Source organism: Corallococcus carmarthensis, from assembly GCF_003611695.1.
Lineage (GTDB): Bacteria > Myxococcota > Myxococcia > Myxococcales > Myxococcaceae > Corallococcus > Corallococcus carmarthensis.
In genome coordinates this window covers 1-24,466 of the sequence record NZ_RAWE01000046.1, presented here as the reverse complement: position 1 = coordinate 24,466, position 24,466 = coordinate 1, and the positions used below count along the sequence as shown (strand labels likewise).

General features: G+C 69.8%; 13 protein-coding genes. 5 read left to right on the top strand and 8 right to left on the bottom strand.

All coding sequences use genetic code 11. The annotated features are described in order from the left end of the window. The first annotated feature begins 287 nt into the window (after window positions 1–287). Genes D7X32_RS15105 through D7X32_RS15095 form a run of 3 tightly spaced genes read left to right on the top strand, consistent with a single transcriptional unit; the run spans window position 288 to window position 10,790 of the window. On the top strand, window positions 288–8,831 hold the full coding sequence (locus D7X32_RS15105; RefSeq protein WP_120603249.1) for an RHS repeat-associated core domain-containing protein: 8,544 nt from the start codon (window positions 288–290) through the stop codon (window positions 8,829–8,831). Between the two features lie 16 nt (window positions 8,832–8,847). Further along, window positions 8,848–9,852 carry a hypothetical protein gene (locus D7X32_RS15100; protein ID WP_120603248.1) on the top strand — a complete coding sequence of 335 codons (1,005 nt, stop codon included), beginning with the start codon at window positions 8,848–8,850 and terminating at the stop codon, window positions 9,850–9,852. Continuing rightward, window positions 9,849–10,790, top strand: coding sequence for a hypothetical protein (locus D7X32_RS15095; protein WP_120603247.1), 942 nt, complete (start codon window positions 9,849–9,851; stop codon window positions 10,788–10,790). The genes D7X32_RS15100 and D7X32_RS15095 overlap by 4 nt, the downstream gene beginning before the upstream one ends. Window positions 10,791–10,854: 64 nt before the next feature. Here the strand turns inward: D7X32_RS15095 and D7X32_RS15090 are convergent, their stop codons facing one another. Continuing rightward, a complete protein-coding gene (locus tag D7X32_RS15090) occupies window positions 10,855–11,673 on the bottom strand; it encodes a hypothetical protein (protein WP_147450159.1) in 819 nt (272 codons plus the stop codon). A gap of 305 nt (window positions 11,674–11,978) precedes the next feature. On the opposite strand from D7X32_RS15090, the gene D7X32_RS46245 reads away from it, so the two are divergent. After that, the gene (locus D7X32_RS46245) at window positions 11,979–12,425 is read left to right on the top strand and encodes a ribosomal L7/L12 family protein (protein ID WP_208752424.1); all 447 of its coding nucleotides are present in this window, start codon (window positions 11,979–11,981) and stop codon (window positions 12,423–12,425) included. Continuing rightward, entirely contained in the window at window positions 12,422–13,075 is a 654-nt protein-coding gene (locus D7X32_RS15080; RefSeq protein WP_147450158.1) for a hypothetical protein, read from the top strand. The genes D7X32_RS46245 and D7X32_RS15080 overlap by 4 nt, the downstream gene beginning before the upstream one ends. A 31-nt stretch (window positions 13,076–13,106) precedes the next feature. Here the strand turns inward: D7X32_RS15080 and D7X32_RS15075 are convergent, their stop codons facing one another. The 7 genes from D7X32_RS15075 to D7X32_RS45455 all read right to left on the bottom strand — a co-directional run. After that, a complete protein-coding gene (locus tag D7X32_RS15075) occupies window positions 13,107–14,297 on the bottom strand; it encodes an RICIN domain-containing protein (RefSeq protein WP_147450157.1) in 1,191 nt (396 codons plus the stop codon). 16 nt (window positions 14,298–14,313) lie between these two features. Beyond that, window positions 14,314–15,975: an alpha/beta fold hydrolase gene (locus D7X32_RS15070; RefSeq protein ID WP_120603243.1), complete on the bottom strand. Its 1,662-nt coding sequence runs from the start codon at window positions 15,973–15,975 to the stop codon at window positions 14,314–14,316. Beyond that, window positions 15,972–16,652 carry an FKBP-type peptidyl-prolyl cis-trans isomerase gene (locus tag D7X32_RS15065; RefSeq protein ID WP_158625689.1) on the bottom strand — a complete coding sequence of 227 codons (681 nt, stop codon included), beginning with the start codon at window positions 16,650–16,652 and terminating at the stop codon, window positions 15,972–15,974. Before D7X32_RS15065 ends, D7X32_RS15070 begins: the two co-directional genes overlap by 4 nt. A 429-nt stretch (window positions 16,653–17,081) precedes the next feature. Continuing rightward, window positions 17,082–20,213 carry a Kelch repeat-containing protein gene (locus tag D7X32_RS15060; protein ID WP_158625688.1) on the bottom strand — a complete coding sequence of 1,044 codons (3,132 nt, stop codon included), beginning with the start codon at window positions 20,211–20,213 and terminating at the stop codon, window positions 17,082–17,084. A gap of 767 nt (window positions 20,214–20,980) precedes the next feature. Beyond that, a complete protein-coding gene (locus D7X32_RS15050) occupies window positions 20,981–21,997 on the bottom strand; it encodes a DUF2071 domain-containing protein (protein ID WP_120603239.1) in 1,017 nt (338 codons plus the stop codon). Further along, window positions 21,994–22,608, bottom strand: coding sequence for a hypothetical protein (locus tag D7X32_RS15045; protein ID WP_120603238.1), 615 nt, complete (start codon window positions 22,606–22,608; stop codon window positions 21,994–21,996). The genes D7X32_RS15050 and D7X32_RS15045 overlap by 4 nt, the downstream gene beginning before the upstream one ends. A gap of 333 nt (window positions 22,609–22,941) precedes the next feature. Continuing rightward, window positions 22,942–24,466, bottom strand: a 1,525-nt coding sequence (locus tag D7X32_RS45455; RefSeq protein ID WP_158625686.1) for a hypothetical protein, incomplete at its 5' end; no start/stop codon positions are given.

Genomic DNA, 24,466 nt, shown 5'->3' with positions numbered 1-24,466 from the left:
CCTCCAGCTCCTTCAGCGATCGTCGTGGCGGCCTCCCGGAAGGATCGGTCCCAGTCCGAGAAGGAGGCGAAGCTCCAACCCGGGGGCGTCTTCTTGCTGCCGAGCGCGTTCCTCCAGAACGCACACGCGTGCCCAGGTAACGCGTCATCACCTGCTTCATCCCCGTGTTCCCCAGGCGTGCGGCCCCACGCCGCGCCTGAACACGCGCTGGCACGCTCCACGCATTACCCCGCGCTGCGCTCTCCCCCTGATCACGGGCGCCCATCCAATCCCCTCCCTGGACCGTCATGCCTCCCCGCGCCCCCAACCAGGTTCCTCCGAAGCGTCCTGCCCAGTTCGCGTCGACCGACGTCGGCTCCCTCCGGCAGAGCATCAACCTCTTCCGAGGCTCGGTGAGCTACCAGCGCCCGCTGGTCCAACTCCCGGGGAAGCTCGGAGACGACACGCTCGCGGTGGAGCTGGGCCTCTCCTATGACAGCTCCATCCACCTCGCCGCGACGCGCTGGAACCTCGACGCGCCCACGGGCGTGGCCGGCCTGGGATGGATGCTCCCCCGCGAGCGGATCGTCGCGGAGTCCGACGGCGCCCTGTCGCTCGCCGCGCGGCGCTTCAGCCTGGAGTCCGGAGGCTCGCGCAACCGGCTGGTGCCCACCACCCGCCCGTGGGTCCGCGCGCTGCTGGACGCGGTGCTGACCTCGCGGCTCGGCGGGCCCCATGTCTCGCAGGAGCTCATCGCCGCCTTCGCCGCAGCCGGTCTCCCCCTGTCCACCCAGGCCACCGTCAGCGGTCAGGGCCCGTGGGACGTGGAGGATCCCCTCCACGAGCAGTCCTTCGTCCTGTCCGAGCAGGCCGGCACGGACGGCGCCCCGGTGCTCGCGGTGGCCGCGGGCGGACTCGGCTTCGAGCCGCAGGACTTCAGCTTCTGGCGCGTCCGCTACTACCCGGCCTACGAGCGCTGGGTGGCGGTGGACGACTCGGGCACGCAGCGGGTCTTCGGCGGTGGCGTCTCCGTCACCCCCCAGGGCTTCGCCACCAGCACCGGCCACGGCATCGAGTGGGGCGTGCGCTTCGGCGGCGAGCGGGGCGGCTGGGTGGGCAGCTCGACGCGCCGGGAAGGCCAGGCGCAGTACGCGCACGCGTGGAACCTGGTCGCGCGCGTGGATCGCTACGGCGACCGCGTCACCTACGCGTACAACACCTTCGAGCGCGGCGCGGACGGACTGCTCCCCACCGTCGAGCAGCGCGTGGGCTCCGAAGGGCTGCCGTACACCAAGGCCTGCTACCTCTCGAGCATCACCGGCGTGGGCGGCCGGAGCGTGGCGCTGGACTACGCGCCCAAGTGGTACACGGCCACCGTCCACGAGTACCAGGATCCGCACAAGGTGCTCGCGCCCGCCGCCGACGGCGTGGCGCCAGGGAACCTCACCACCCCCAACGCCTTCCAGGACCGCTACGAGACGCTGTACCTCCATCGGCTGCGCGTCCTGGACGACGCGGGCCGCGAGCTGTACCGCGTGAAGCTGGACTACGCGCCGCCCCAGGCCCTGCCCGGCACCCCCGCCGTGTCGTCCGCCGATCTCTGCAAGCGCTTCCTCACGGGCATCACCGAACAGGACCCGGCCGGACGGAGCCTGCCCGGCTACGTGTTCGGCTACGCGCTGGAGGACAGCGCGGCCCACCCGGGCGCGCTCACGCGCATCACCTATCCCGAGGGTGCCACCGGCACCTTCACCTACGACGGCGCCATCCCGCTGGACATCTGCGAGCGCGACCTGACCGTCACGCCGCCCGTGGGCTTCAGCGCCACCGGCAACACGCCCTTCGTCTGGCTGGGGCCGGACTACGCCGTCACCTGCTGGCTGGATGCGCAGCGCAAGCGGCTGAGCCTCCAGGTCCACACGTGGACGGGACACTGGCAGCGCTCCACCCTCGGCGAAGGGCTCGTCTACGAAGGTGAGCAGGCGCTGGACGCGGACTCGCTCGCGGGCGTCACCTCCATGGACTTCTTCGGGCTGACCTTCCGCGTCGGCGACGAGGTGCGCGTGCTCCCGTTCCGGCGCAGCACGCTGCGCGCGTGGGAGTGGGCGCCGTACTCGGGCGGGCACGGCACGTCGTGGCTCACCTTCCCGCGGGCGACGGGCGCCCGGCTCGCCGCCGGAGAGCGCTTCCTGCTGGCCACCGTCTCCGGCTTCGACGGCGCCGGTGACAGCCTCTACCGGCTCACCTGGGACTGGCAGCAGCGCACCTGGAATGGCGGGGATGCGCCCGCGGTGCAGGGACGGATGATGCAGGTGCTCGCTCGCGGCGAGCGCTACCTGCTGTGGCACCACCTCAACGGCAGGGGGACGGTGTCGCTGGCGTGGCTGGACGGCGACCACCGGTGGAACGACGGCGGCTCCCTGGACGTGGAGCTGGGGCCCCGGCAGACGGAGATGTCCTGGGCGGACGGCCCGTCGATGGTGGCGTGGTGCGAGGCCACGGACTCCAGCGCCACCGGCCGCTACGCCCTGCGCGTACGCCGCTGGGACGCGGACTACCAGTTCCAGGAAGGGCAGGGCGTGGACGCGGAGAACCTGCGCCTGTCCTCCGTCACGCAGGTGCCCAGGCCTTCATGGCCGCCGGTGCCGTCCGTGTCTGGCAATGAGCTGGTGGGGACCGACCGGTACCTGTGGCGCTTCGATGGCGTGGGCTGGAACACCTCCGAGGCGCTGACCGACCAGGGGCGCGGCCGGCCGGGCTGGCTGGCCTACGCGTACGGGCGCGACGTGGTGTTGCAGGTGCTCAACGTGTCGGATGGCATCACCACGCGGCTGCTCGCCTACGACGCCGACAGTGGCACCTTCGCCCGCGCGCCGAGGACGCTGCCTGCGCTGCCGCCGGGGGAGGACTCCGGCTACCCCGCGGCCACCGGCGAGGACTTCATCGTCGCCGCCAACACCGTCTGGTACCGCGGCGCCGCACCCGGATGGACGGGGCCGGAGAGCGAGCAGCCCGTCTACGAGGGCGCTCCGGAAGGCGCGGACTTCTTCAGCGTCGTCGACGCGGCCCCGGACTTCGCGGGGTGGCGCCTGCCGCCGGGGCAGGGCGCCGCGCGCATCGCCCTGGCCCTGCTGGAGAACGGCCGCGCGAAGGCCACCTCCACCATCGCCGGACAGACGTTCGTCAGCCCCCTGTCGCCGGAGGGACTGCTGTCTCCGCCTCGCGCGGGCAAGAGCCCCGCGGGCCCCGCCACCCTCGTCACCTACCCGCAGACGGCGCCCGACTTCGAGCGCGCGCCAAGCCTCACCCTGCACCGCTTCGTGGGCGGCGACATCCAGGGCGCGCTGGTGGACTACCCGGTGCGCTCGCTGTCCATCGACACCGGCCTGGGTGAGCCGCTGCGCTCCGTGTGGAGCTTCGACCGGGTGAGCGCCGCGTGCGATCCGTCCGGCGAGGTCATCAAGTACTACCGCTCCACGGCCTGGGATGGCTGTGACGATCCGTCCTCCGCGCATGGCGGGCGGACCGTGACGACCTACGACAACGGGACCACGGCCGATGGACTGAGCATGCTGGACGGCCAGCCCCTCCAGACGCTCACCTTCGAGGGCGCCGCGCTGTTCGCCGCGCCCACCTCCGCGGCCCTGGGCCTCACTCCCGACGTGGCGCCGGGCACCCCCGTGCCGGAGGCCCTGCGAGCGCTGTTCCCGGCAGGAGCGGCGCTGTCCGCCCAGGCCGTCTACGAGGCCCGCCGCGTCGACGGGAGATTCCTGTACTGGTCCGTCGAGGATCCCACCACCCGGCGCCGCTACACGGTGGACAGCGACGAGGATCCGGAGTCCCCCACGGCGGTGCGCGGCTACACCGGCCATCTGGTCGCCAGCGAGACGAACACCTGGGAGGTCTTCACGTCGCGCGCCGGCTTCACGTCGCTCCAGGACGCGGCCTCGGGAACGTGGAGCGAGGTGATGCTGCATGGCGCCTACGTGCGGCCGGCGAGCATCCGCTCCATGAAGGACGGCCTCGCGCTGGAGACGCGCTATGGCTACCTGGGAGGCTTCCCCGCGCCGCTGACGGGTGGCACCACCTCCGAGTCGTTCGACACGCGCGACGTCCACGGCGTGACGTGGACGACGGAGATGGCCACCACCTTCGCCGCCGCCGTGCCCGCCTGGCGCGCCCTGGCGTGGGAGAACGTGCTGACCTCCGTCGCGCAGATGCGCACCCGCGTGTGGCCGAAGGACGGCGTGGACGCCGTGTCCGCGTGCGCCGCCACCACCTACCGCTCCTTCGAGACGGCCGGAGGCTGCATGGTGCTCGATGTGTCCGCCCGCTATGACTGGGGCGGCTCGACGGCATCGGACGGCGCACGGTTCCCGTTCGGCGCGGACACCGTTCCCCCGGAATGGTTCATGCGCACGAGCATCCTGACGCGCGACGCCCGGGGCATCGCCACGCTGTCGAAGGACGCGACGGGCGTGGCGCACTCCACCCGGGTGGATGCCACCGGGCAGCTGCCGCTGTTGATGGTGACGAACGCGGACCTGGCAGCGCAGGAGGCCGACGCCTGCGGCTTCGAGTCGCAGGAGCCGCTTGCCGCGTGGACCTTCACCGGAGGCGCCGCCGTCACCACCGAGCGCGCCCACACCGGCGTCCGCTGCGCGTGGCTGCCGGGCGGGACCGCCGCCGTGGAGCGCGCACCACTGACGCCCGCGGACAACGCGCGCACCTACGTCGCCGGCTGCTGGTACGCGCGCCCCCGCGACGCCGCGGCAGGCGCGTCGCCCGTGCTGATCATCACCGTGACCTCGGGAAGCACGGTGGTGGGCGAGCCCCTCCGGATCGCGCTGGACGACACCTCCGGGCGCTGGGCCTGGGCGCAGGCGGCCATTCCGCTGGGTGAGCACGTCGCATCCGGCGGCCCGCTCTCCGTCAGGCTCCGCGTCGAGGCGGGCGGAGGCGAGCTGTGGGTGGACGACGTGGGCTTCTACCCGCGCGAGGCCAACGTCATGGCGCAGGCCTTCGAGCCGGGGACGCAAAAACTGACGGCCAACGTGGGCCCCGGAGGCCTGACGTCCCGGGCGATCTATGGCCCCACCCGGCGCATGGTGGGCCAGGTGCGCGCCAACGGATCGCTGAAGGGCGTGCAGCTCGAGTTCAGCTCCCGCCAGCGCAACGCCGCCTTCGAGCCGGGGGATCCGAACGCCCAGGTGGCCCTCCAGGCCACGCGCGGCGGCACCGTGCAGACGTTCCGCGACGGTGAGGCGTGGCGTGATGCCTGGACGCCGTCGGCGGAGGGCGCGTGGCGCGCGGCCTCGGGCCTGCTGCTGCATGAGGGCACCACCGACGCGTCGCTCACCGCCACCGCGCCGGAGACGGAGGCGTGGGCCCTCTACGTGGAGCCCACCGCGGTGGATGGTGGCCCGGTGCGGCTGTCGCCGGGCTTCGGCTTCACGGTGGGCACCGCCGCGCGGCTCTCCTGGGACGGGGGCTGGCACCTGGAAGTGGGAGGGCAGGGTGTCTCGCCCGTGGGCACGGGTGCCTCCAGTCCGGCCTCGCTGCTGCTGGTGGTGACGGGAGGCCGGCTGCTGTTCTGGACGGACGGCGGCCTGGTGTTCTCCGTGGCGGCGGACGTACGCGGAGGCGCGGCGCTCACCTCGGGCACGGGAGCGCTCGGCCTGCGCCACCTGGCGTGGATGGAGGGCCCGGTGATTCAAGCGCGCCTTCAGGACTCCACCGGCGCGGACCGTCAGCTCCAGGCACTCGGGGGGGACACGTACCTCGTCAACCAGCTCATCGAGGACGCGCTGGGGCGCACCATCGTGAAGACGAAGTCCGTGCCCGGCGACTTCGGCTCGGGCGCGGCGCTGGCCCCGCTGCTCTATCGAACGGGGCTGGTGGACCTGCCGGCCTTCCAGGCCTCGCTCGCGGGCAGCGGCGTCATGGCCGGCGATGCGGCGGACTACTGGAATGGCCAGGCGGGCCGCTCCGCGGACGGGGGCTACCCGTACTCGCGGCGCCTGCTGGAGGCGTCACCGCTGGGGCGCACCGTGGAGGTGGGCCTGGCGGGCGCCGCGTGGGCCATCGTCGACCCGTACACCACGCCCGCGGACTCGCGGCCCACGGCGAAGGTGCGCTACGCGCCGGACGCGGCGGTGCTCCCGGGGCTGGACCTGCCGGCCACCGACTTCCGCGTCACCACGTTCATCTCCCCCGTGGGCGAGCGGAGCCTGCGGGTGCGTGACGCGAAGGACGCCCCGCTCGCCGTGCTCGTGCCGCTGCGGGACGACTCCACGTACGTCTCCGCGATGGAGCTGTGCATGGAGCCCACGGGGACGAGCACGCGCGTCATCCTCCCCGACGGCTGGCGGGACGGCACGGACACGGCCATCGTCCGCGACTATGACTGCCTGGGCCGGCTGCTGCGCGAGTCCACTCCCGACGCGGGGGAGACGCGCTACGTCCATGACCGGGGCGGGCGCGCGCGCTTCGCCCAGACCGCGGCGGACGCGGCCGAGGGCCGCATCACCTGGACGACCTACGACGCCCTGAGCCGGATGACGGCGCGTGGCCACGTGACGGCCGAATGGAACGCGCTGCTGCTCGAGCGGGCGGAGCTCCCGGGCTGGCCGCTGACGGATCCGGGCTCGGGCGCGGTGACGACGGGCGTGTGGCGCTACGACGGCGACGGCTGGGACGCGCTGGCGCTGGGACAGCTGGTGGGCTCTCGCTCGCAGGACACGGGCGCGCCCGCGACGGTGGACTCCGCGTACCGCTGGACTCCGCTGGGACAGCTCGAGGCGCGCACCCTGCGCGTGACGTGGGACGACGGCGAGGAGGCCGCGCCGCTGGAGGTGACGTTCGGCTACGACAACACGAACGCGCTGGTGCGGCTGGGCCTGCCGCGGGAGCTGTTCCCCCAGCCTGGGCCTCTGCGGTACGGCCGCGACGTCCAGGGCAACATCACCTCCATCCAGGACGAGGCGGGCACGGAGCTGGCCTCGTTCGGGTGGGATGCGATGGCGCGTGTCCGGACCAGCCGCTCCGGCCCCGTGAGCTGGGAGCTGGAATACGACTCGCCGGGCCACCTGCTGCACTCCACCGCCTCCGCCGGGACGAGCGCCACGCAGGCGTACACCTTCGCGCCCGACAGCAACGTGCGCGGCGTCAGCGCGGTGCTCGGCACGCAGCGGGAGCAGCTCGCCTATGGCTATGACGGGCTGGGCCGCATCACCGCCTCCGAGACGGTAGAGGGCACCGACGCCCCCGAGCGCTTCCAGTACGAGGAAGACCTCAACGGCAACATCCACGAGCTCTCCGGCGCGAGGCTGTCGTACGTGCCGGGCGGCAACCGGTTGGATGTGGTGGCGTGGCCGGAAGGCGGCGAGACGTCGTTCACCTGGCGGGCCGACGGAACGGTGTCGTCGCGCCGCACGCGGGGCTCCGGACCCGTGGACCTGGACTTCGCCTATTCGCCGGGCATGGCGCTGCCAAGCCGGATCCAGGTCCGCCCCGGCGCCAGCGACGCGAGCACCGTCGAGTACGCCTACGACGCCGACGGCGTCCGCGTGGCCACCCGGGTGAAAGGCCCTGTCGGCGAGCAGCGCGAGGTGCGCTTCCCGGGTGAGAACCAGCCGCTCTTCGTGACGGGCGGGGAGAGCGGCACCGTGCTGTACGTGCCGGGCCCCACGGGCTGCCCGTTGGTGTACCGCGACGGTGTCCGCTACCACGCCTCCAGCGACCGGCTGCGCTCCACGCGCGCGCTGTTCGACGCGCAGGGCACGCTGGTGGAGGGCTTCGGCTACACCGCCTTCGGCGCGGCACGGGAGGCGACGGGCGCCGCGCCGTGGATGCGCCTGCGCTTCTCCGGCGCCGAGTACGACGCGGAGACGGGCCTCTACAACCTCAACGCCCGCCTCATGGATCCGGTGCTGGGCCGCTTCTACGCGCCGGACCCGGCCGACGAGTTCCCCAGCCCCTACACCTACGCGGGCAACCACCCGACCACGCGGGTGGACCGCACGGGCGCCATCTCGGACGGCATGCGCATGGCGGTCGTCGTGTTCTCTGGCGCCGTCTCCGCCGCGGGGACCGTGGCGGGGCTCGTCCTGGACGTGACGACGATGGGGAGGACGGCGGGGCTGTCGGCGCTCGCGAGCATGGTCTCCGCGGCCGGCTGGAACGGCATGACCTACGCGCTGACCGCCGACGACTTCAGCTGGAAGGAGTTCTCCGGCGCGGTGGCCGTGGGCGCGGCGACCGGCTTCATCCGCGGCGCCATCTCTGGCGGCATCCAGGGACGCGCCAGGGCGGGCCGCGAGGAGAAGGTGCGGGGCTTCCCGCAGCAGGCCGCCAGGCTGGCCGAGGACGCGGCGAGGCCGGACGCCTCGCGCGCGACGAAGGCGAGGAAGTGGATGTCCGAGTCCACCTACTGGGACCAGCTTCAGAAGAAGCTCAACCCCGCCGAAGACGCGTGGGAGCAATTCGTGGTGGCCCTGCCGCACAGCGCGCTGGGCAACACCATCGGCTACACCGTCGCCGGACTGGTTTCGATCCCGCTGACCAACCTGGTGACGCTCGTCGTCTCCGGCGAGAACGAGTTCGGGATGGACTGGAAGGACGCCGTCAACGTCATCCTGGACGGGGCCTGGGGGCTGACCGTGGGCGTGGGCGGGACGTCCTTCGGCTACGTCAAGAATCGCTACAAGCTCAAGGAGCGGCTGACGCGCAAACTCGAATCCGCGGGCAGCGCGATGCTGGACGGACTGTCGGGATCGAGCGTGGTGGGTGGCGCGGGTGGCATGGACTTCGGGCCGGCCGGCCGGCTCGTCGGCGTCATGGGAATTTCCTGAGAAGAGGAGAGCGTCGATGAGGATCTGCGTGAAGACCGCGGTGATGCCCAAGAACAAGACCTGGGCGTCACCCATGAAGGTGGACTTCGGTGAAGACCTGCTGCCGGGTGAGCGCGTGCTCGCGGCGATGGCGGGGCTGAGCTACTTCCGGCTGTACTACGCCGACAACGGCTCCACCTCCGAGGCGGTGGGACAGACCAGCGTCACGCTGGTGCCGAACCTCACCGAGGACGCCGTCCATGTGACGGCGTCGCTGGTGATGACCAACTACGATGGCGCCGAGGCCGCCAGCTCGACGGACGGCACCGGGCACGACAGCTTCGTGCGCATCACCGTGGTCGCCGTGCTCGGGGTGATGAACCCCGCGTACCAGGCGGTGGCGGGCAACCTCTACGGGCTCGCCGGGCAGTGGGCCGACGCCATCCCCATCGCCTCCGCGTCGGCGGAGGCCCGCGCGTTCCTCGCGGGCTTCTACATCGCGGGCAGCAGCGCGAAGGAGCTGAGCAGCCTGTCCTTCACCTCCTCCGTGGAGCGGCCCGGCGGCGCCCAGGCGAAGGTGAGCGGGACGGCGACCCAGAGCGGTGACGAGGAGCGGACGGGAACGGCGGACGTGGCCTTCCTGTCCACCGACGGGGTGACCTCCTACCGGGTCCTGTCCATCGACACGGGCTCCAGCCAGTGGACGGAGGTCGACGACGAGCGCTACGGCGTGACGTGCGCCTTCAGCGTGACGCCCACCCTGGCGTCGGGCGAGACGGTGCGCCGGGCCGGGGTGCTCCTGCAGAACGTGAACATCAACTTCGAGCGGGACAAGACGAGCGACCTGGAGCTGTTCGAGGCGGGCGTCACCAGTGACACGCTGAGCGTCACGAATGGCAAGACCATCTCCGGGACGCTCATCCTGAACATCTTCAACTCGCGCACGGGAGACGACTACGGAGTCGCGCCGCCCCCCGAGAGCAACCTGACGGCGTTCGTCATCGCCGAAATCACAAGGCCGCGGCCTGGAGGTGCGTCATGAGCTGGCAGTTCAGCCGCAAGGAAGTGGCATCCGGGGACACGGCGACGTTCGACTTCTCGGGCGATGTGGGGCTCGCGCTGTATGGCATCTCGCGCTTCGACATCAACTTCGCCACGAAGGCCTCGGGAGGGAACCTGGGGGGCTCCCCCATCTCCGGGTTCGGCGTGAAGCTGACGCGGGAGAACGCGGGGGAGAACAGCAAGCGGCAGGTCAAGGTGAAGGCGGAGGTGACGGGCACGCCGCTGTCCTCCGCGACGGTGTGGATCACCGTCATCGCCTGGGTCGGAGGCGCGTCCAGCACGCGCTACGTCGTGAGCGGCGAGGAGCTGGCGACGGGACAGATGTCCAGGCCGCAGGCCGTGGTGGCCTGGCCGGAGTTCTCCGCCGCCGCGCTGTCGGGCTTCAAGCTCGACTTCGCCTCGGGCAGCCACAACGTCGGTGGCGTGGGCGCGTCGGCGGGCATCTCTGCGTCCCTCACCGACCCGGGCAGCGCCTACGTCACGGGCGCCGGGACGCTGACGGGCAAGGGCGCCTCCAACTGCACGGTGAGCCCGTCGGGGCTCGTGCTGGGGGAGGCCGAGGAGAACGCGTGGTTCGGGCTCGTCGCCGACGAGTCGACCTACACCGTCAACGACACCAACTGGGGGAAGACGACGCTGCGGGTGGAGACGGGCGCGCCGGTGCCGCTGCGGCACGCCGCGGTGCTGCTCCAGTCCTTCTACGGGCGCTTCAGCGCGACGAACCTGTCCACCAGCCCGCTCAGCTCGGTGACCATGGGCGCGGGCGAACCGGTGGCGGTGCCGGCCTCGCCCGGCGTCTTCGAATTCGAATCCACGCGGTGGCTGGCCGACTGCACCACCATCGTGAGGACGGGGACGGAGATCTACACGGAGGCGCAGACGTACTCGGCCGTCTACCTCTGGGCCGTGCTGGGCTGAGGCCGGCGGCTCCGGCATCCATTCAAGGGGGCCCGCGCCCACTCCACGCGCGGGCCCCGGGCAATCACTTGCTGTTCAGGGTCACGGACTCGTCCAGGACGGTGACCTTGTCCACCGCGCCGGTCATCCCGATGTGTGTGAACGAGGAGTACGGGTAGGCGCCGTCCGCGAGCTCCTCCACGAACTCGATCTCATCGCCCGTCACCTCCGTGCCATCTTTCAGGGTCAACTGGAACGATGCTTCCTCGAAGCGCACGGTCCAGATACAGGCCCCCTGGGTGTCCCCACCCAAGGACGATCCGCCCTCGGTTCGGGAGAAGGTGGCGGCCAGGCGGTTCAGCCGCTGCATTTCCGCCAGGGCCATGCGCAGCTCATCCAAATAGCCGTACGGAAGCTTGTAGGCCGTCGGCTCGCCGTGGTCCCGCACGGTGACGGTGTAGGTGGAGCCGCCAGGGCTTCCAGTGAACGTGGGTCGCAAGCGCAGGACGCCCGGATGGTCCGGGTCCGGGGCCATTCGCAGCGTGCTGATGACCTGGTCCTCGTTCCGGCCGTAATAGGTCACGGCCTTGTCGCCTTCGCCGAAGTCCACGATGGACCGCTGCCGCCAGCTCTCAGCGCGGCCCACGGCCCCGACGATGCCGTCCTGCTCCTGGTTGGCCAGGCCGGTGATCACCAGGCCCTCGTCCGTGGCTTCCAGCGCCGCATTGCCCGTGGTGCAGTGGGTGATGCCCTCGAAGCGATTCACGCAGTTATCCGTGGCCGCCGTGACTTCCTGCGACGTGGCTTTGGGGCCGGACTCTTGCGAGGGCTCCGCCTGACAGCCCGCGAATACTCCCAACATCGTGGCCGTCAGCAGCCGGCCCATGAACACTCTCGTGCGCATCTTTGACATCCATGCCTCCCTGGGTGTGGACAGCGAATGCCAGTCATCTGCAATGGCCAGACCATGACTTTCGTCTGTTCAAGTCCTTGGATGGCAATGATTGCCGTCCGGGGATTGTGGCGGTTCAGGTCACAGTCGGTCGGACTTTGTGGCGCTTTCCGCTCTTCCTATTATTGTCGGCTCTGGACAGAGCAGAACCCGCAATCCCAATCCGATGAACTCCATCTCGGTTGGGACGCCAGGGGGAACGGCACGGCGATCTCCCTTCAAGAGAGCAGGCCGGAGCTATGCTCGACGGCATGTCCATGGATCGCATCGTCTGGGTCGTTGTCGCGGCGCTCGTCGGAGGCGTCGCGGGGCTCCTGTGGCGCTTCTTTCGTAGCGCCTCCTCGGGAACTTTGGAGCCGGAGGCCCGCCGGCTGACGCCGGAGGAAGGGCAGGCCCGTCTCTCGCTGTTGATCACCTCCGGGCGGCACATCGACGCCATCAAGCTCTACCGGGAGCTGTACGGCACGGGCCTGAAGGAAGCGAAGGACGCCGTGGACGCGATGCGGGATGGCCGGGCCCCCATCGGGCCGCCCGCGACCGGGAACGTTCCCGCCCCGGATGCGGATGCCGCCATCGCGCAGGCCGTGGAAGAGGGCAATCTCATCCAGGCCATCAAGCTCTACCGGGAGCGCCACGGTGTCGGCCTGAAGGAAGCCAAGGACGCCGTGGAGGCCCTGCGGGAACGCCTGGAGAGGGGCGGGTGAAGCCCCTGTCCGCAACGATGCGAGCGGGCTCGAACGTGGCGAACGCGAAGGTCCTGAGGCACGCGGTCCTGCTGGCATTGGCCGCCTGCGGTGAGAAGGCCGCGCCCCCGCCGCCTGTGTCCACCGCGACGGCGGTGGTTTCGCCGCCGGCGGCCGAGGAGGCCAGCGACGCCGAGCCGCCGGCCGCGGTCCTCCCGCCCGCTGCCTTCCAGGCGCATCCCGCGCAGGTCTACACCGGGCCGCTCGCGAAGCCCGACCTGGCTGGGGGTGGCGCGGCGGTGAAGCTGTACCGCACCCGTCTCCGTCAGGCGGCCGCCAGAGGGGTGACGTTCGGCGGCCAGTACGCGGTGATGATCAGCGGCTGTGGCACCGAGTGCATCCTCGGCTTCGTGATTGACGCGAAGACCGGCCACGTCATGCCCCTGCCAGCGAGTGGCGAAGACTACCGGCAGCTCCAGCTGGCCTTCCGCCCGGACAGCCGGTGGATGCGAGCCATCTGGATGGGCGGCAACGAGAGCGGGGCCGAGACCTGCGTCCTGCGGGACTTCGTCCTCGACAAGGGCACGTTCCGTCCGGTCAAGGACGAGGTCCTCCCCGGAGCCTGCCCGGAGCTGGGCGTCGAGACGGGCGAAGCCATGGGCCCGCGCTGAGCGCGAGCGCCGCGGCAATGGCCGCCGTCCCTCAAGGGCACGGGCTCACGGGAGCGACCTTCCACAGCTGTCCGGACACCAGGGCCTTCTTCGCGAGGATGGGCGTGGTGTTGGCCTTGCCGTCGTTCAGGATGTCCAAGGACAGACTCTCCGCCTGGGCCACGTTGGTCAGCCGGAAGGTGCCGTTGAGCTCCGGCGTCACCTTCCACAGCTGCTCCGCCGCGGCGGCCGTGTTGACCAGCAGCGGCCGGTTGCCCGCGGTGTTGGCCAGGGACAGGCCGTTGCCGCGCCACTGGGTCACCAGCCGGTATGCGCCGCCGGCTTCCGGCATCAGCTTCCACAGCTGCCCGGCGTAGTTGCCCGACTTCGCGAGGATGGGCGTGTTGTTCTTGCCGTCGTTGACGATGTCCAGCGACATGCCCTCTCCCTGCCACTGGGTCGTCAGCCGGTAGAAGCAGCGGGTGTCGAAGCCCGCCGTCGTCGTGGGGGGCGGGGGCGCCGGCTGGGGCTGCGGCACCTGCCACACCTTGTGGAGCATCGCGAGCGTGACGGGATCATGCTTCGCCAGCTCGTCGCGCGTGTACGGCTGGAAGTCGTTGCGGCCGAAGTACGCCTCGCTCGTCTCCGCGAAGAACTCCGCCGCGTTGTTCATGCCGTAGGCGCGCTCGTACGTCACGGGCAGGCCGGGGCCGTTGAAGCGCTCCACGCGCTCATAGGTCTTGCTCGCGGTGGCCCGGTTGAAGGCAGCCAGGATGTCCGCGTTCCCGTCGCCCAGGACCCGGTTCTGGTAGGCGTGCGCCAGCTCGTGCAGGACGAACAGGGGCATCCGCTGCGTCTCTGCCTCATAGACGAAGACGTTGGAGATCTCGACGCCCAGGGCCATGGCCGGGTTGCGTCCGTTCTGGCTCAGCCAGATGGGACTGGGGTGGAACTCGGCCCTGGGGGGCTGGCCGGCGTACTGCGGCGACAACCACAGCGTCACCTTGCGCAGCTCCGCCACGGGCCCCGCCGGGACCCCCCGGACGATGTCCTTCAATTGCGACGTCAGCAGGCCGACGGCCTTGTCCGTCGCGGCCTTGTTCGTCGCCGGCAGACGCGTGTCGATGTTCACCGTCCAGCCTTCGATGTTCTGGGTCTGGTACGCCGGAGCCGCCGCGGACGCGAGGCCCGGGACCGCCAGCACCGCGAGGACCATCCGGGACAGCCAATGCTTGGGATTCATGTGCAGGTCCTTGGGGCTAGAGTTCCGCGCAGTTGAACTGGAGGGGCTGGTTCGCCAGGGCCTGGCGGACGCCACTGTAGACGGCCCCACTGGACGCCAGGCCGATGTGCTCGACGAAGATCGCCGGGCATTGCTCCTGGACCACCACGTTGCATTTGAGCGCCTGTCCCTGCGCGTTCGTGCGGTCGCAGTTGTCCATGCGCCCGTTGGTCAGCCCGTCCGTGAAGACATCGAACTGCTTCAGGTTGTTGATGTTCGTGTAGGCGATGCCGTCGTCCGGGGCCCGCTGGTTGATCTCATCCAGGAAGGCGCCCGCGCGCAGCTGGGTGCAGATGGGGCTGTCCGTGGGCTTTCCGGTGCACCCCACCAGCAGCGCGGCCAGCAGCGGGTCCACGTGGGTTCCCTTGTGGGGCGAGCCCAGGCTGATGAGGTGGTCCACCAGCCGCCAGCCGTAGTCATGCACGTAGGTCCGGGCCGTGATGCCGCCCTGGCTGTGACCGATGAGATTGACCTTCTCCGCGCCGGTCTTCAGCAGCACCTCCGAGACACGGTTCTTGAGGACCTGCGCGCCCTCGCGGATGTCGATGAGTCCGCCCCCGGGCAGCTCGAAGATCTCCACGTAGTAGCCGTCCGCCCGGAGCCGCCCGGCCAGGATCCAGTACAGGATCTCACTCGCCAGCGTGCCGCCCACGATGATGACCGGGTTCTTCCGCGTCGCGGGCACGACGACCGGCGGGGGCAGGGGAGTGGTGGTGAGGTTGCAGCTCACGGCGCTGGCCTTCGCGGTTCCGGGGTTGGAGATGAGCGGAGGATCCGCGGCGAGGCAGGCCCACGAGCCATCCGCCTGCGGCCCCTGCTGCACCATGAACTCCGCGTGGAGGGAGCCATTTCCCGCGGAGGACAGCTCGCAGCCGCCGCCCAGTGTCCTGCCCGTCCCCTTCGCGACGGACTTCGGATAGGCCCCCGTGCCCTGCGCGCCCTGCGTCACCGTGCACTGGAGGTTGGGCTTCGGCGTGACGGCCGTCGGGCCCACGCGGCACGCGACGAGCGAGGCCTCCACCGTGGCGTCCTGCGCGTGGTTCGGCGGATCCGCCGCCTGGCAGTACCAGCCCTGCCCGCCGGGCGTGGGCCGGGAGATGACCACGTTCTCCGCGTGCACGGAGCCATTGCCGAAATGGGAAGTGTCACAGCCACCGGAGACCACCACGTAACCGTCGGTGACGAGGTTGGGGGTGAGGGTCACCTCGACGGTGGGGTTGCGAAGCAGGCCCGTCTTCTTCGTGAGCGTCGTGCACTGGAGCGGCAGCGGGGTGCCCCCCGCGTCGGTGGCCCGGCAGTACGTGACGGACGCCTTCGCCCAGGCCGGGTTGGAGACGAACGCGGGGTCCGCGCCCTTGCACCGCCAGCCGGAAGTCCCGTCGGGTGCGTTCTGCACCATCACCGCGGCGTGCACGGACTCCAAGCCGAAGCGCGACACCTCGCACCCACCGCCCACGCGGACGTAGCCCGCGGCCAGCTTGTCGGCGGGCACCATCGCCACGACCTTCGGGTTGGGCGTCAGGCCCGCGGAGGGAAAGCGCTCCTGGGACGTCTGGCAGTCGAGCGTCTGCGCGGCGGCCGTCGAACCCATGAACAGGAGCGCGGCGCAGAACGCCACGTGCAGGTTCGGGGCGCTCACTTCGCGACCTCGCGCAGGGTGATTTCGTAGATGACCGTCGCGTTCGGCGGAACCTTGCCGGGCAGCCCCTGCGCGCCGTAGGCCAGCTGCGGCGGGAGCGCGAAGCGGTACGTGCTGCCAATCGTCATGAGCTGGAGGGCTTCCTTCCAACCCGCGATGCCGTCGCTGACGCCCACGACGGCCGGCTTCCCCTGGGCCGCGGAGCTGTCGAACTCCGTGCCCGTCCCGCCGGCCACGGTGCCCTTGTAGTCAATCACCACGCGGTTCGCGGGGCCGGGCTTCGGGCCGGTGGTGGCGGTCAGCACCTGGTACTGGAGCCCGCTCGCGGTGGTGACCACGCCCTTCTGGGCCTTGTTCGTCGCCAGGAAGGACTGGCCCGCCGCACCGTACTTCGCCGAGTCCGCCGCGCGCTTCGCGGTGCGGTTCTGGAGCATCGTGCCCTGCGCCCGCGTCCGCGCCTGGGTGAGCTCCGGTCCGCTCAGCAACGAGGGCTTCCCCTCCAGGTTGTCCCGGAGGCCCTGCACCAGCGCGTTGACGTCCAGGTCCGCGTCGGTGCGCTTGATGGACTCCGCGACGTCCTGACCCAGTGCGTAGCTGTCCCGCTCCTTGTCGGTGCCCAACGGCGCCGCGGCATGCGCGGTCGCGGTGAAGAAGAAGAGGAAGGCAAGGTGCTTCATGGGGTGGGACTCCTGGCGGATGGAAACGGGAGGCGAGCCCCGCTCAATCCAAGGCACGTGCCAGCCCCTTTCCCCTCTGGAGCCACGAAACAGGAGAGGCTCCTGACACGTCAGGAGCCTCGCTGAACGCGTCAGGGAGATGCTTTGAGGCGCAAGCCAACAGGAGTGGCGGCGCCGTGCAGTCCGGGACGGATGGACGTAGGTCGGCGCCCCAATGCACAGCATGGAAACGCAGGCTGCGACGCGAAATGCGAATCGCAGCCTGCGTTGAATGCCCAGGAGCATCGGAAGGGCAGCTCGCGCCAGCCCCGCCTTCTTCCCGTCCGCCAGCACTCGCCGCCTGCCTCCACACCTCATGCAGGCGAACACGTCGAGCGGTGACGGACCTGCTCACGCTCCAGTCCTCACGTCATGACGGAGCGCCAGGACCTACAAGCAATTGGTGGGCGAATAACAGCAACTTCCACCCATACAAACATTGTACTTGGGGCCCGTACAGGCATTCCCACAAGCGCCACAGTTGTTGGAGTCGGACTCCAGAATCGAGCACGTGTTGCCGCACTGCGTCCAGCCAGGAATCGCGGGGACTGAACAGTCCTGCGTCTCCGTGGTCGTGGTCGCCCCGCACGCCCCGCTTGCGCAGCTGTAGCTGTAGGTCGTCACCGACCTTTGTTGGAACCCCTGCCCGCAGGGGGTAGCGCGGGTGCACGTGCCCCACGGCCCGTAGCTTGTCGGCTGGCACGGCTGAGGACCGGGAGCCGTCCGCGTACACGTCTGCGTCTCCGCGCTGCTGGATGTCGGCGTGCATTGTCCTGTCGCGCAGCTGTAGGTGTATTGAGTCACCTGGCGAGACTGCGTGCCCGTCGCGTCACATGCATCGCTGAACCCACTACAGGCGCTCCAGCTCCCATAGCTCGGGGGGCAGGCCTGAGGACCGGGAGGCGTCCGCGTACAAGTCTGCGTCTCCGTGTCGCTGCTCGAAAGGTTGCACGATCCACCGCCGCACTCGTAATCCGTCACGGTCCTCGACTGGGACCCCGACGCGTCGCAGTAGTCACTGAAGCCTCCGCAGCTTCCCCAGCCTCCAGAGCTCGTACCGCAAGACACTCCGTCCCTGTTGCGGGTACACGTCTGCGACTCCGTGCCGGTGGAGGAACCACACGTCCCATTGGAGCAGGTATACGAGGTCACCGAGCGTGACTGCGTCCCTGTTTCGTCGCAGGTGCTGCTGTAGCCACTGCAGGTGCCCCAGCCTCCGGCGCTGGGGGCGCCGCAGTTGTTGCCGTTCGTGTTGCGCGTGCAGGACTGTGTCTCGGTGCTCGTGGACGCCACGCACTGCCCGGTGGCGCAGCTGTAGCTGGAGGTCGTCACCGTCCGCGACTGCGTCCCCGTCTGCGCGCAGACATCGCTGAAGCTGCACGCACTCCACGCCCCGTAGCTGGGCGCCGCGCAGCTCGTGTTGGGCGCCGCTCGCGTACACGCCTGCGTCTCCGTGCTGGTGTTCGACGCGTTGCACGTCCCGGTGCCACACGTCGACGCCGTCACCGTCCGCGACTGCGTCCCCGTCGTGTCGCAGGAGTCGTCAAAGCCCCCGCAGCTTCCCCAGCCCCCATAGCTCGTGCCGCAAGCCGTGCCCCCCGTGCTGCGCGTGCATGCCTGAGACTCCGTGCCGGTGGAGGAGCCGCACGTCCCACTGCTGGTGCAGGCATACGCCGTCACCGTGCGCGACTGGCTCCCCGTCTCATCGCACGTGTCACTGAATCCACCGCAGCTCCCCCAGTTTCCATTCGTGGGGGCAGCGCACGTGCTTCCCACGGCCTTGTTGCTCCAACCGCTCGTCGTTACGCCCGGGTTGCACTCCTGGCAGGCCACGCTCGGGTTGGTGGCCCCCGCCGCGTAGTACGCCCCTCCAATCCAACACCCGCTCAGACACTGGCCCGCCGCGTTGCACACCTGTCCGGCGCCGCATGCCGTCCCAGCCGCCTTCACCGGGTATGTGCAGGCTCCGTTGGCGTACGTGCCCGGGGAGTCATGGCACGCGCTCGGCGGCGTCGTGCATGCCGGGACTCCCGCGCAGGCCCCCGCTCCGTTGCACACGTCGTTGAGGGTCCCCGCATTGCCATCATTGCAGGTGGCACCCGCGGCCTTCGGCGCATAGGTGCATGCCCCACCGCCGCAGGTTCCCGCCGCCTGGTAGCACTGCCCGGGAGGCGTGGTGCAGCTCACCGGCGTGCCAGCGCATCCTCCAGACCCATTGCACGTCTCGCTCAGCGTGCACGCATCCCCGTCATCGCACGCGGCCCCCGCCGCTTTGTAGGCATAGGAGCAGGAGCCGTCGGAGCAGGAGCCGGCGCTTTGGTAGCACTGCCCAGGAGGGGCCTCGCAGGCGACGGGAGCGCCGGCACAGGTGCCCGTGCTGTCGCAGACGTCATTGCCAGTACAGGCGTTGCTGTCGTTGCAACTGAAGCCGGTCGGCTGGAGGGGATAGGTACAGGTGCCGCCGTTGGAGCAGACGCCAGCCGAGCTGTGACACTGGCTCGGCGCGGTGTTGCACGTAACCGTTTCGCAGGTACCGAGCAGCTCCGCGGTGCTGAGCCTCGCGGTCTGGCCCGAGACAACATGCTCACCCCCCAGCACGAGGACCTTGGCGAGGGCGTTCAACATGACGGCTGCGTGGAGCCTGCGCGGAGTCCGCAGCGTGATGCTGGAGGACCAGGTGTTCGTCTCCGGGTCGTAGAGCTCCACGGTGTCCAGAGGGGTGGCCGCCTCGCCACCCGCGATGAGCACCTTGCCGGAGGGCAGCAGCGTCGCCGTGTGGAGCGTCCGAGGCGTGGCCATCTGCGCGGCGGTCCAGCTATTCGTCGTCGGGTCATAGACTTCGGAGGTGTTGAGAGGGCCCGTTTCATTCCTGCCGCCCGCGACGAGGAGCTTGCCGGAGGGCAGCAGCGTCGCCGTGTGGTCGTAGCGGTGCGTGGCCATGGAGGCGACCGGAGTCCAGCCCGATTGCGGATGGTTCGGGTCGTAAGCCTCCACCGTTTCGAAGATGCGCCAGCCCCGGCCGCCGACGACGAGCACCTTTCCGGAGGGAAGCAGCGTCGCCGTGTGGCGCCTGCGCTCGTCGTTCATCCCAGAGGGCAGGGTGGACCAGCCCGCTGTCGGGTCATACACGTCCACGTTGGCATAAGAGCCATTGTTGTTGCCGCCCCCCGCGACGAGGACCTTTCCGGAGGGAAGCAACGTCGCCGTGCTGTAGGCGCGTGCCATGGAGGTGGAGCCCACCTGCGTCCAGAGGCCCGTCTGCGGCGCATACAGCAGCGCGGTGGCGGTGTAGCCCGGCGCGGACTGAATCTCCCCGCCGACGATGAGCACCTCGCCAGAGGGCAGCAGGGTGGCGGTGTGGCCCTCCCGTCCAAAGGGCATGGCCCCCGTGGAGAGCCACGTGCCCGAGCCCGGGTCATAGAGTTCCGCCGAGGCGAGGAAGCCGTTGTCCCAGCCGCCGACGACGAGCACCTTGCCGGAGCTGAGCACGGTGGCCGTGGGGAACCTGCGGGTCAGGCTCATCGAGCCTGTCTCCTGCCATCCCGTGGTGAGGGCCGCCTGGGAGCTGGCGGTCCTGGCCGGCGTGGGACTCGCGGGCTTGGAGTTACAGCTCAAGCTGCCCATCGCGAGTGCGATGAGCAGGAAGACTGAGAATCTGGCTTTGTGCATGAGGCGCCTTAGAGCCTGGAATGTGTCGAACAAGCAACGGGGCCTCTGCTTTTGACGCACAATGCAAGCACCGGTGAGGGTGTCCTGAACCAGAGGGAGTAATTGCGACCCCACCTCAAAGGCCCAACGACAGGCATGAGCGTCAAGCAATCCCCGCACTGGAGAGCCGCGGTCAGAGCGGCTAAAACGAGACAGGCCGGTCTTTATGTGAATGCATGAACAATGATGATTCAAAAGGGACCCGGCCCCTGCACGTCCGCTCCGGGGATTCTGGCCCGGCACGGTTCTTGTTCCTGGAGTTCCCATCCAAAGGAGCTTCGCCGACCATCAATTCGACATTGTTCATTCCAACTCGATGATTGAGCACCTGGGCTCATGGGCCCGGATGAAGCAGTTCGCGCACGAGGCCCGCCGGCTGGCGCCCGTGCTCTTCATCCAGACGCCGAACTTCTGGTTCCCCATCGAGCCGCACCTCATGACGCCAGGGTTTCACTGGCTGCCCATCCCCTTGCAAGCGGCGCTTGGCACGCTCGCGGTGGCGGCCTTGGAGGCGCTGTACCGCGCAGGTGGCACGGTGCGCGCTCTGTGGCGGGCGAGGGCGCGGAGCGACAAGGCAGGGCTCAGCGCGCGTAGCGCTCGCGACGCAGCGGGCGCCAGTGGTACGCGCACTCGGTGAGGTGCAGCACCGAGTCGAGCCTCGCGCCCGGGGCGAGCGGACCTTCCTGGAGGTATTCGCAATACAACTGCACCGGGTTGGCGAAGCGCGCGTTCCAGGGCTCGCGGTCGATGGTCAGCACGTAGACGTGCCCGTCGGCCACGCCGAACGCGTCGTAGCATTCGACCAGCGGCTCATGGAGCGCGTCCAGGTCCGGCCACACGCTGCCCTCGGGCGGCTGCGTCCGCGGCTCGGTGTCGAAGACGCCCACCAGCTTCCCACCGGGGAAGGCGGGCTCCGGATCCACGCCCACCGTGAGCAGGTCGCCCTCTCGCGCCATCACCATCCGGGCTTCGCCGAACTCGTGGAACTTGAACTCCTTGAGCGCGTTCCCCACGCCGCGCATCACGGGGTCGCTCGTCTCGCTGCGCACGAAGTAGCCGCCGCGTCGCCAGTCGCCCTTCGCGTTGCGGTAGCGCACCGCGGCCCGGTAGCTCACCTGATAGAAGCAGACGCCCAGCAGCGGTGACAGTCCCCGGGGGCGCATGTCGCGCAGCGAGGACATCAGCACCTGCACCCAGGCCGTGCCGTGGAAGACCTCGGGCTCCAGCGGCGCGGGCAGCAGTCGCGCGAGGAGGTCCGGGTCCACCGCGTAGTTGACGGAGACGGCCTCCACCCAATGCGTCTGCACCTGCGTGAGCCACGGCACGGAGGGACATTCCTCCATGCCCGCGGAGCTCGGGCTGGGGTCCTGGGCCCGTGCGAGCGCGGCGTGCGCCTCCCGCAGGGCCTCGTGTCCCGCCGGCGTCAACACCCACGCGCCTTGAGTGGCCTGCACCCGCCCCGCCGCGACGAGCTGCCGCAGCACCGAGCCGGGCTCCACGATGCCCGCGGCCTTCAGTCGCGCCGTCAGCGTCCGCTCGGGGAGCCCGAGCGGTTCCAGGGCCAGCGCCACCAGGGCCGCGAGTGCCTCCGGGGTCATACCAGCCGGGGCCCCTCGCCCCCGGCGGCGAGCCGCCGGCTCCTTGCGCGGTGGAGCGCCAGGCCGGAGCCGAACTGGACGAGGAACCACAGCCCGCCCAGCAAGGCGAACGCATGGGCCTCCATGCGGGTCATCCCCAATGCGAAGAGCGCGAAGAGCGCGGCCATCCCGTACCAGACGCGGCCCATCAGCGCGCCCATGGACGCGAAGGACATGGCGAACAGGACGCACGCCACCGCGGGCACGAAGAGCCGGTCCAGCCCGAGCAGCAGGTTGAGCAGCGCCACCAGCACCAACCCTCCGATGAAGGTGGTCCAGATGGCCCAGATCTGCTGTTCGATGAACGAGCGCACCCCCGCCGTCTGGCCGCGCTTCATCATGAAGATGCTGGCGAAGTTGATGACCAGCAGCACGCCCCAGAGCAGCACGAAGGGACCCGGGCCGCGGTGGCCCGCTTCCCAGAGCCAGTCCGTGGCCAGGAAGCCTCCGCCGTTGGTGAAGGCATGGAGCATCCAGATGGCGCCCCAGTTCTGGAGCGCGGTGTCGTCGCGGGCCTGCGCGACGACCCGGCGCATGAGTTCGAGGGCCTGGGTGGCTTCGGTGCGGTTCATCGTTCGGGAGAGGCTACCGCTTCCGGCGGTGATCCCCGAGCTGTAACCGATCAGCGTGCAGGTGATGGACGTCTCCTGTGGAGGCGGTGTCACCGGGGGGCGACGCGCACCCGGCGAGCCCAGGCGCTTCTTCGCTGGGCTCGGCCAGGGGATTCAGCCCTCCGGCAGGAATACGGGGAGTCTGGCTTTGTGCATGAGACGCCTTGGAGCCTGGAATCCTCGCCCCATGGACCTCCTGGCGATGCATGTCCGCCAGGAGGTCGCCTGCCATGCGGCTCAGGGGCAGGAGTTCAGCGAGGGCCTTGGCGTCAAGGCGGGTTCTCAGGGCTTCAACTACAAGATGCCCTCACAGTTGCCATCTGCGCACCAGTGATAGTTGCCCGCCGCGCAATCGTTCCTGCAGTGGCCGCAGTTGTGAAAGTCCGTTTGCAGGTCCGTACACACCCCGTCGCACATGGTGAGCCCGGAGCCGCAGGTGACCTGGACGCACGCTCCGTTGCTGCACGTCTGTCCGCTGCCACAGGTCTGGACGTTGACGGTGATGGAGCCGGTGCAGCCGCTGCCGCTGCAGAGGCCGCTGGTGGTCTTCTGGACGGTGTTGCCGTTGCAGGAGTAGCTGTCCACGGGGGAGCACGTCGTGACGTCGACGGTGTTGGAGCCGCTGCAGCCGCTGCCGCTGCAGAGTCCGCTGGTGGTTCTCCGGACGGTGTTGCCGCTGCAGGAGTAGCTGTCCACGGGAGAGCACGTCGTGATGTTGACGGTGCTGGAGCCGGTACAGCCGCTGCCGCTGCAGAGGCCGCTGGTGGTCCTCTGGACGGTGTTGCCGTTGCAGGAATAGCTGTCCGAAGGGGAGCACGTCTGGACGTTGACGGTGCTGGTGCCACCACAGCCGCTGCCGCTGCAGATGCTGCTGGTGGTCTTCCGGACGGTGTTGCCGCTGCAGGAATAGCTGTCCGAGGGGAAGCACGTTTGGATGGTGACGGTGTTGGAGCCAGAGCAGCCGCTGCCGCTGCAAAGGCCGCTGGTGGTCCTTTGGACGGAGTTTCCGCTGCAGGAATAGCTGTCCGAGGGGGAGCACGTCTGGACGTTGACGGTGCTGGTGCCACCACAGCCGCCGCCTGTGCAGAAGCCGCTGGTGGTCCTCTGGACGGTGTTGCCGCTGCAGGAGTAGCTGTCCGAGGGGGAGCACGTCTGGATGTTGACGGTGCTGGAGCCAGAACAACCACTGCCGCTGCAGAGGCCGCTGGTGGTCCTCTGGACGGTGTTGCCGCTGCAGGAATAGCTGTCCGAGGGGGAGCACGTCGTGATGTTGACGGTGCTGGAGCCAGAACAGCCGCCGCCGCTGCAGACGCCGCTGGTGGTCTTCTGGACGGTGTTGCCGCTGCAGGAATAGCTGTCCGAGGGGGAGCACGTCTGGATGAGCTGCTGGCTGGACGTGCAGGTGCCATTGCTGCAACCACCGTAGACGGTCTGGTAGGCGCCGTTGCCGCTACAGTAGGCACCACTGGTGCCGGTCTGACAGGTCTGGACGAGCGTGTCGGTGGAGTTACAGGCGCCGCCGCTGCAGGTTCCGGTGCCGGTGCTCCTCCGAACGTCGTTGCCGCTGCAGTAGGTCGTGCTCGCGGTGGAGCAACTCAGGGCTGTGCCGCCGCACGTGCCGCCGCCGTTGCATACGTCTCCCGTCGTACAGGAGTTGCCGTCATTGCAGCTCATACCCGAGGACTTCGGAGTGTAGACGCAGGTGCCGCTGGAGTCCGTGCCCGTCGGGTTGTAGCACTCGCTGTTGGGAGGGGTGTTGCAGGCCGTCCCGGCGCACGTCCCGGTGCTGCTGCAGACGTCTCCGATGGTGGTGGAGTTG

Bases quoted from the DNA above. Each gene is read 5' to 3' on its own strand.
- D7X32_RS15065 (WP_158625689.1), bottom strand. From the start codon at position 16,652: ATGAAGCACCTTGCCTTCCTCTTCTTCTTCACCGCGACCGCGCATGCC.
- D7X32_RS46245 (WP_208752424.1), top strand. From the start codon at position 11,979: ATGGATCGCATCGTCTGGGTCGTTGTCGCGGCGCTCGTCGGAGGCGTC.
- D7X32_RS15075 (WP_147450157.1), bottom strand. From the start codon at position 14,297: ATGAATCCCAAGCATTGGCTGTCCCGGATGGTCCTCGCGGTGCTGGCG.
- D7X32_RS15045 (WP_120603238.1), bottom strand. From the start codon at position 22,608: ATGAACCGCACCGAAGCCACCCAGGCCCTCGAACTCATGCGCCGGGTC.
- D7X32_RS15095 (WP_120603247.1), top strand. From the start codon at position 9,849: ATGAGCTGGCAGTTCAGCCGCAAGGAAGTGGCATCCGGGGACACGGCG.
- D7X32_RS15090 (WP_147450159.1), bottom strand. From the start codon at position 11,673: ATGCGCACGAGAGTGTTCATGGGCCGGCTGCTGACGGCCACGATGTTG.
- D7X32_RS15060 (WP_158625688.1), bottom strand. From the start codon at position 20,213: ATGAGCCTGACCCGCAGGTTCCCCACGGCCACCGTGCTCAGCTCCGGC.
- D7X32_RS15105 (WP_120603249.1), top strand. From the start codon at position 288: ATGCCTCCCCGCGCCCCCAACCAGGTTCCTCCGAAGCGTCCTGCCCAG.
- D7X32_RS15050 (WP_120603239.1), bottom strand. From the start codon at position 21,997: ATGACCCCGGAGGCACTCGCGGCCCTGGTGGCGCTGGCCCTGGAACCG.
- D7X32_RS15100 (WP_120603248.1), top strand. From the start codon at position 8,848: ATGAGGATCTGCGTGAAGACCGCGGTGATGCCCAAGAACAAGACCTGG.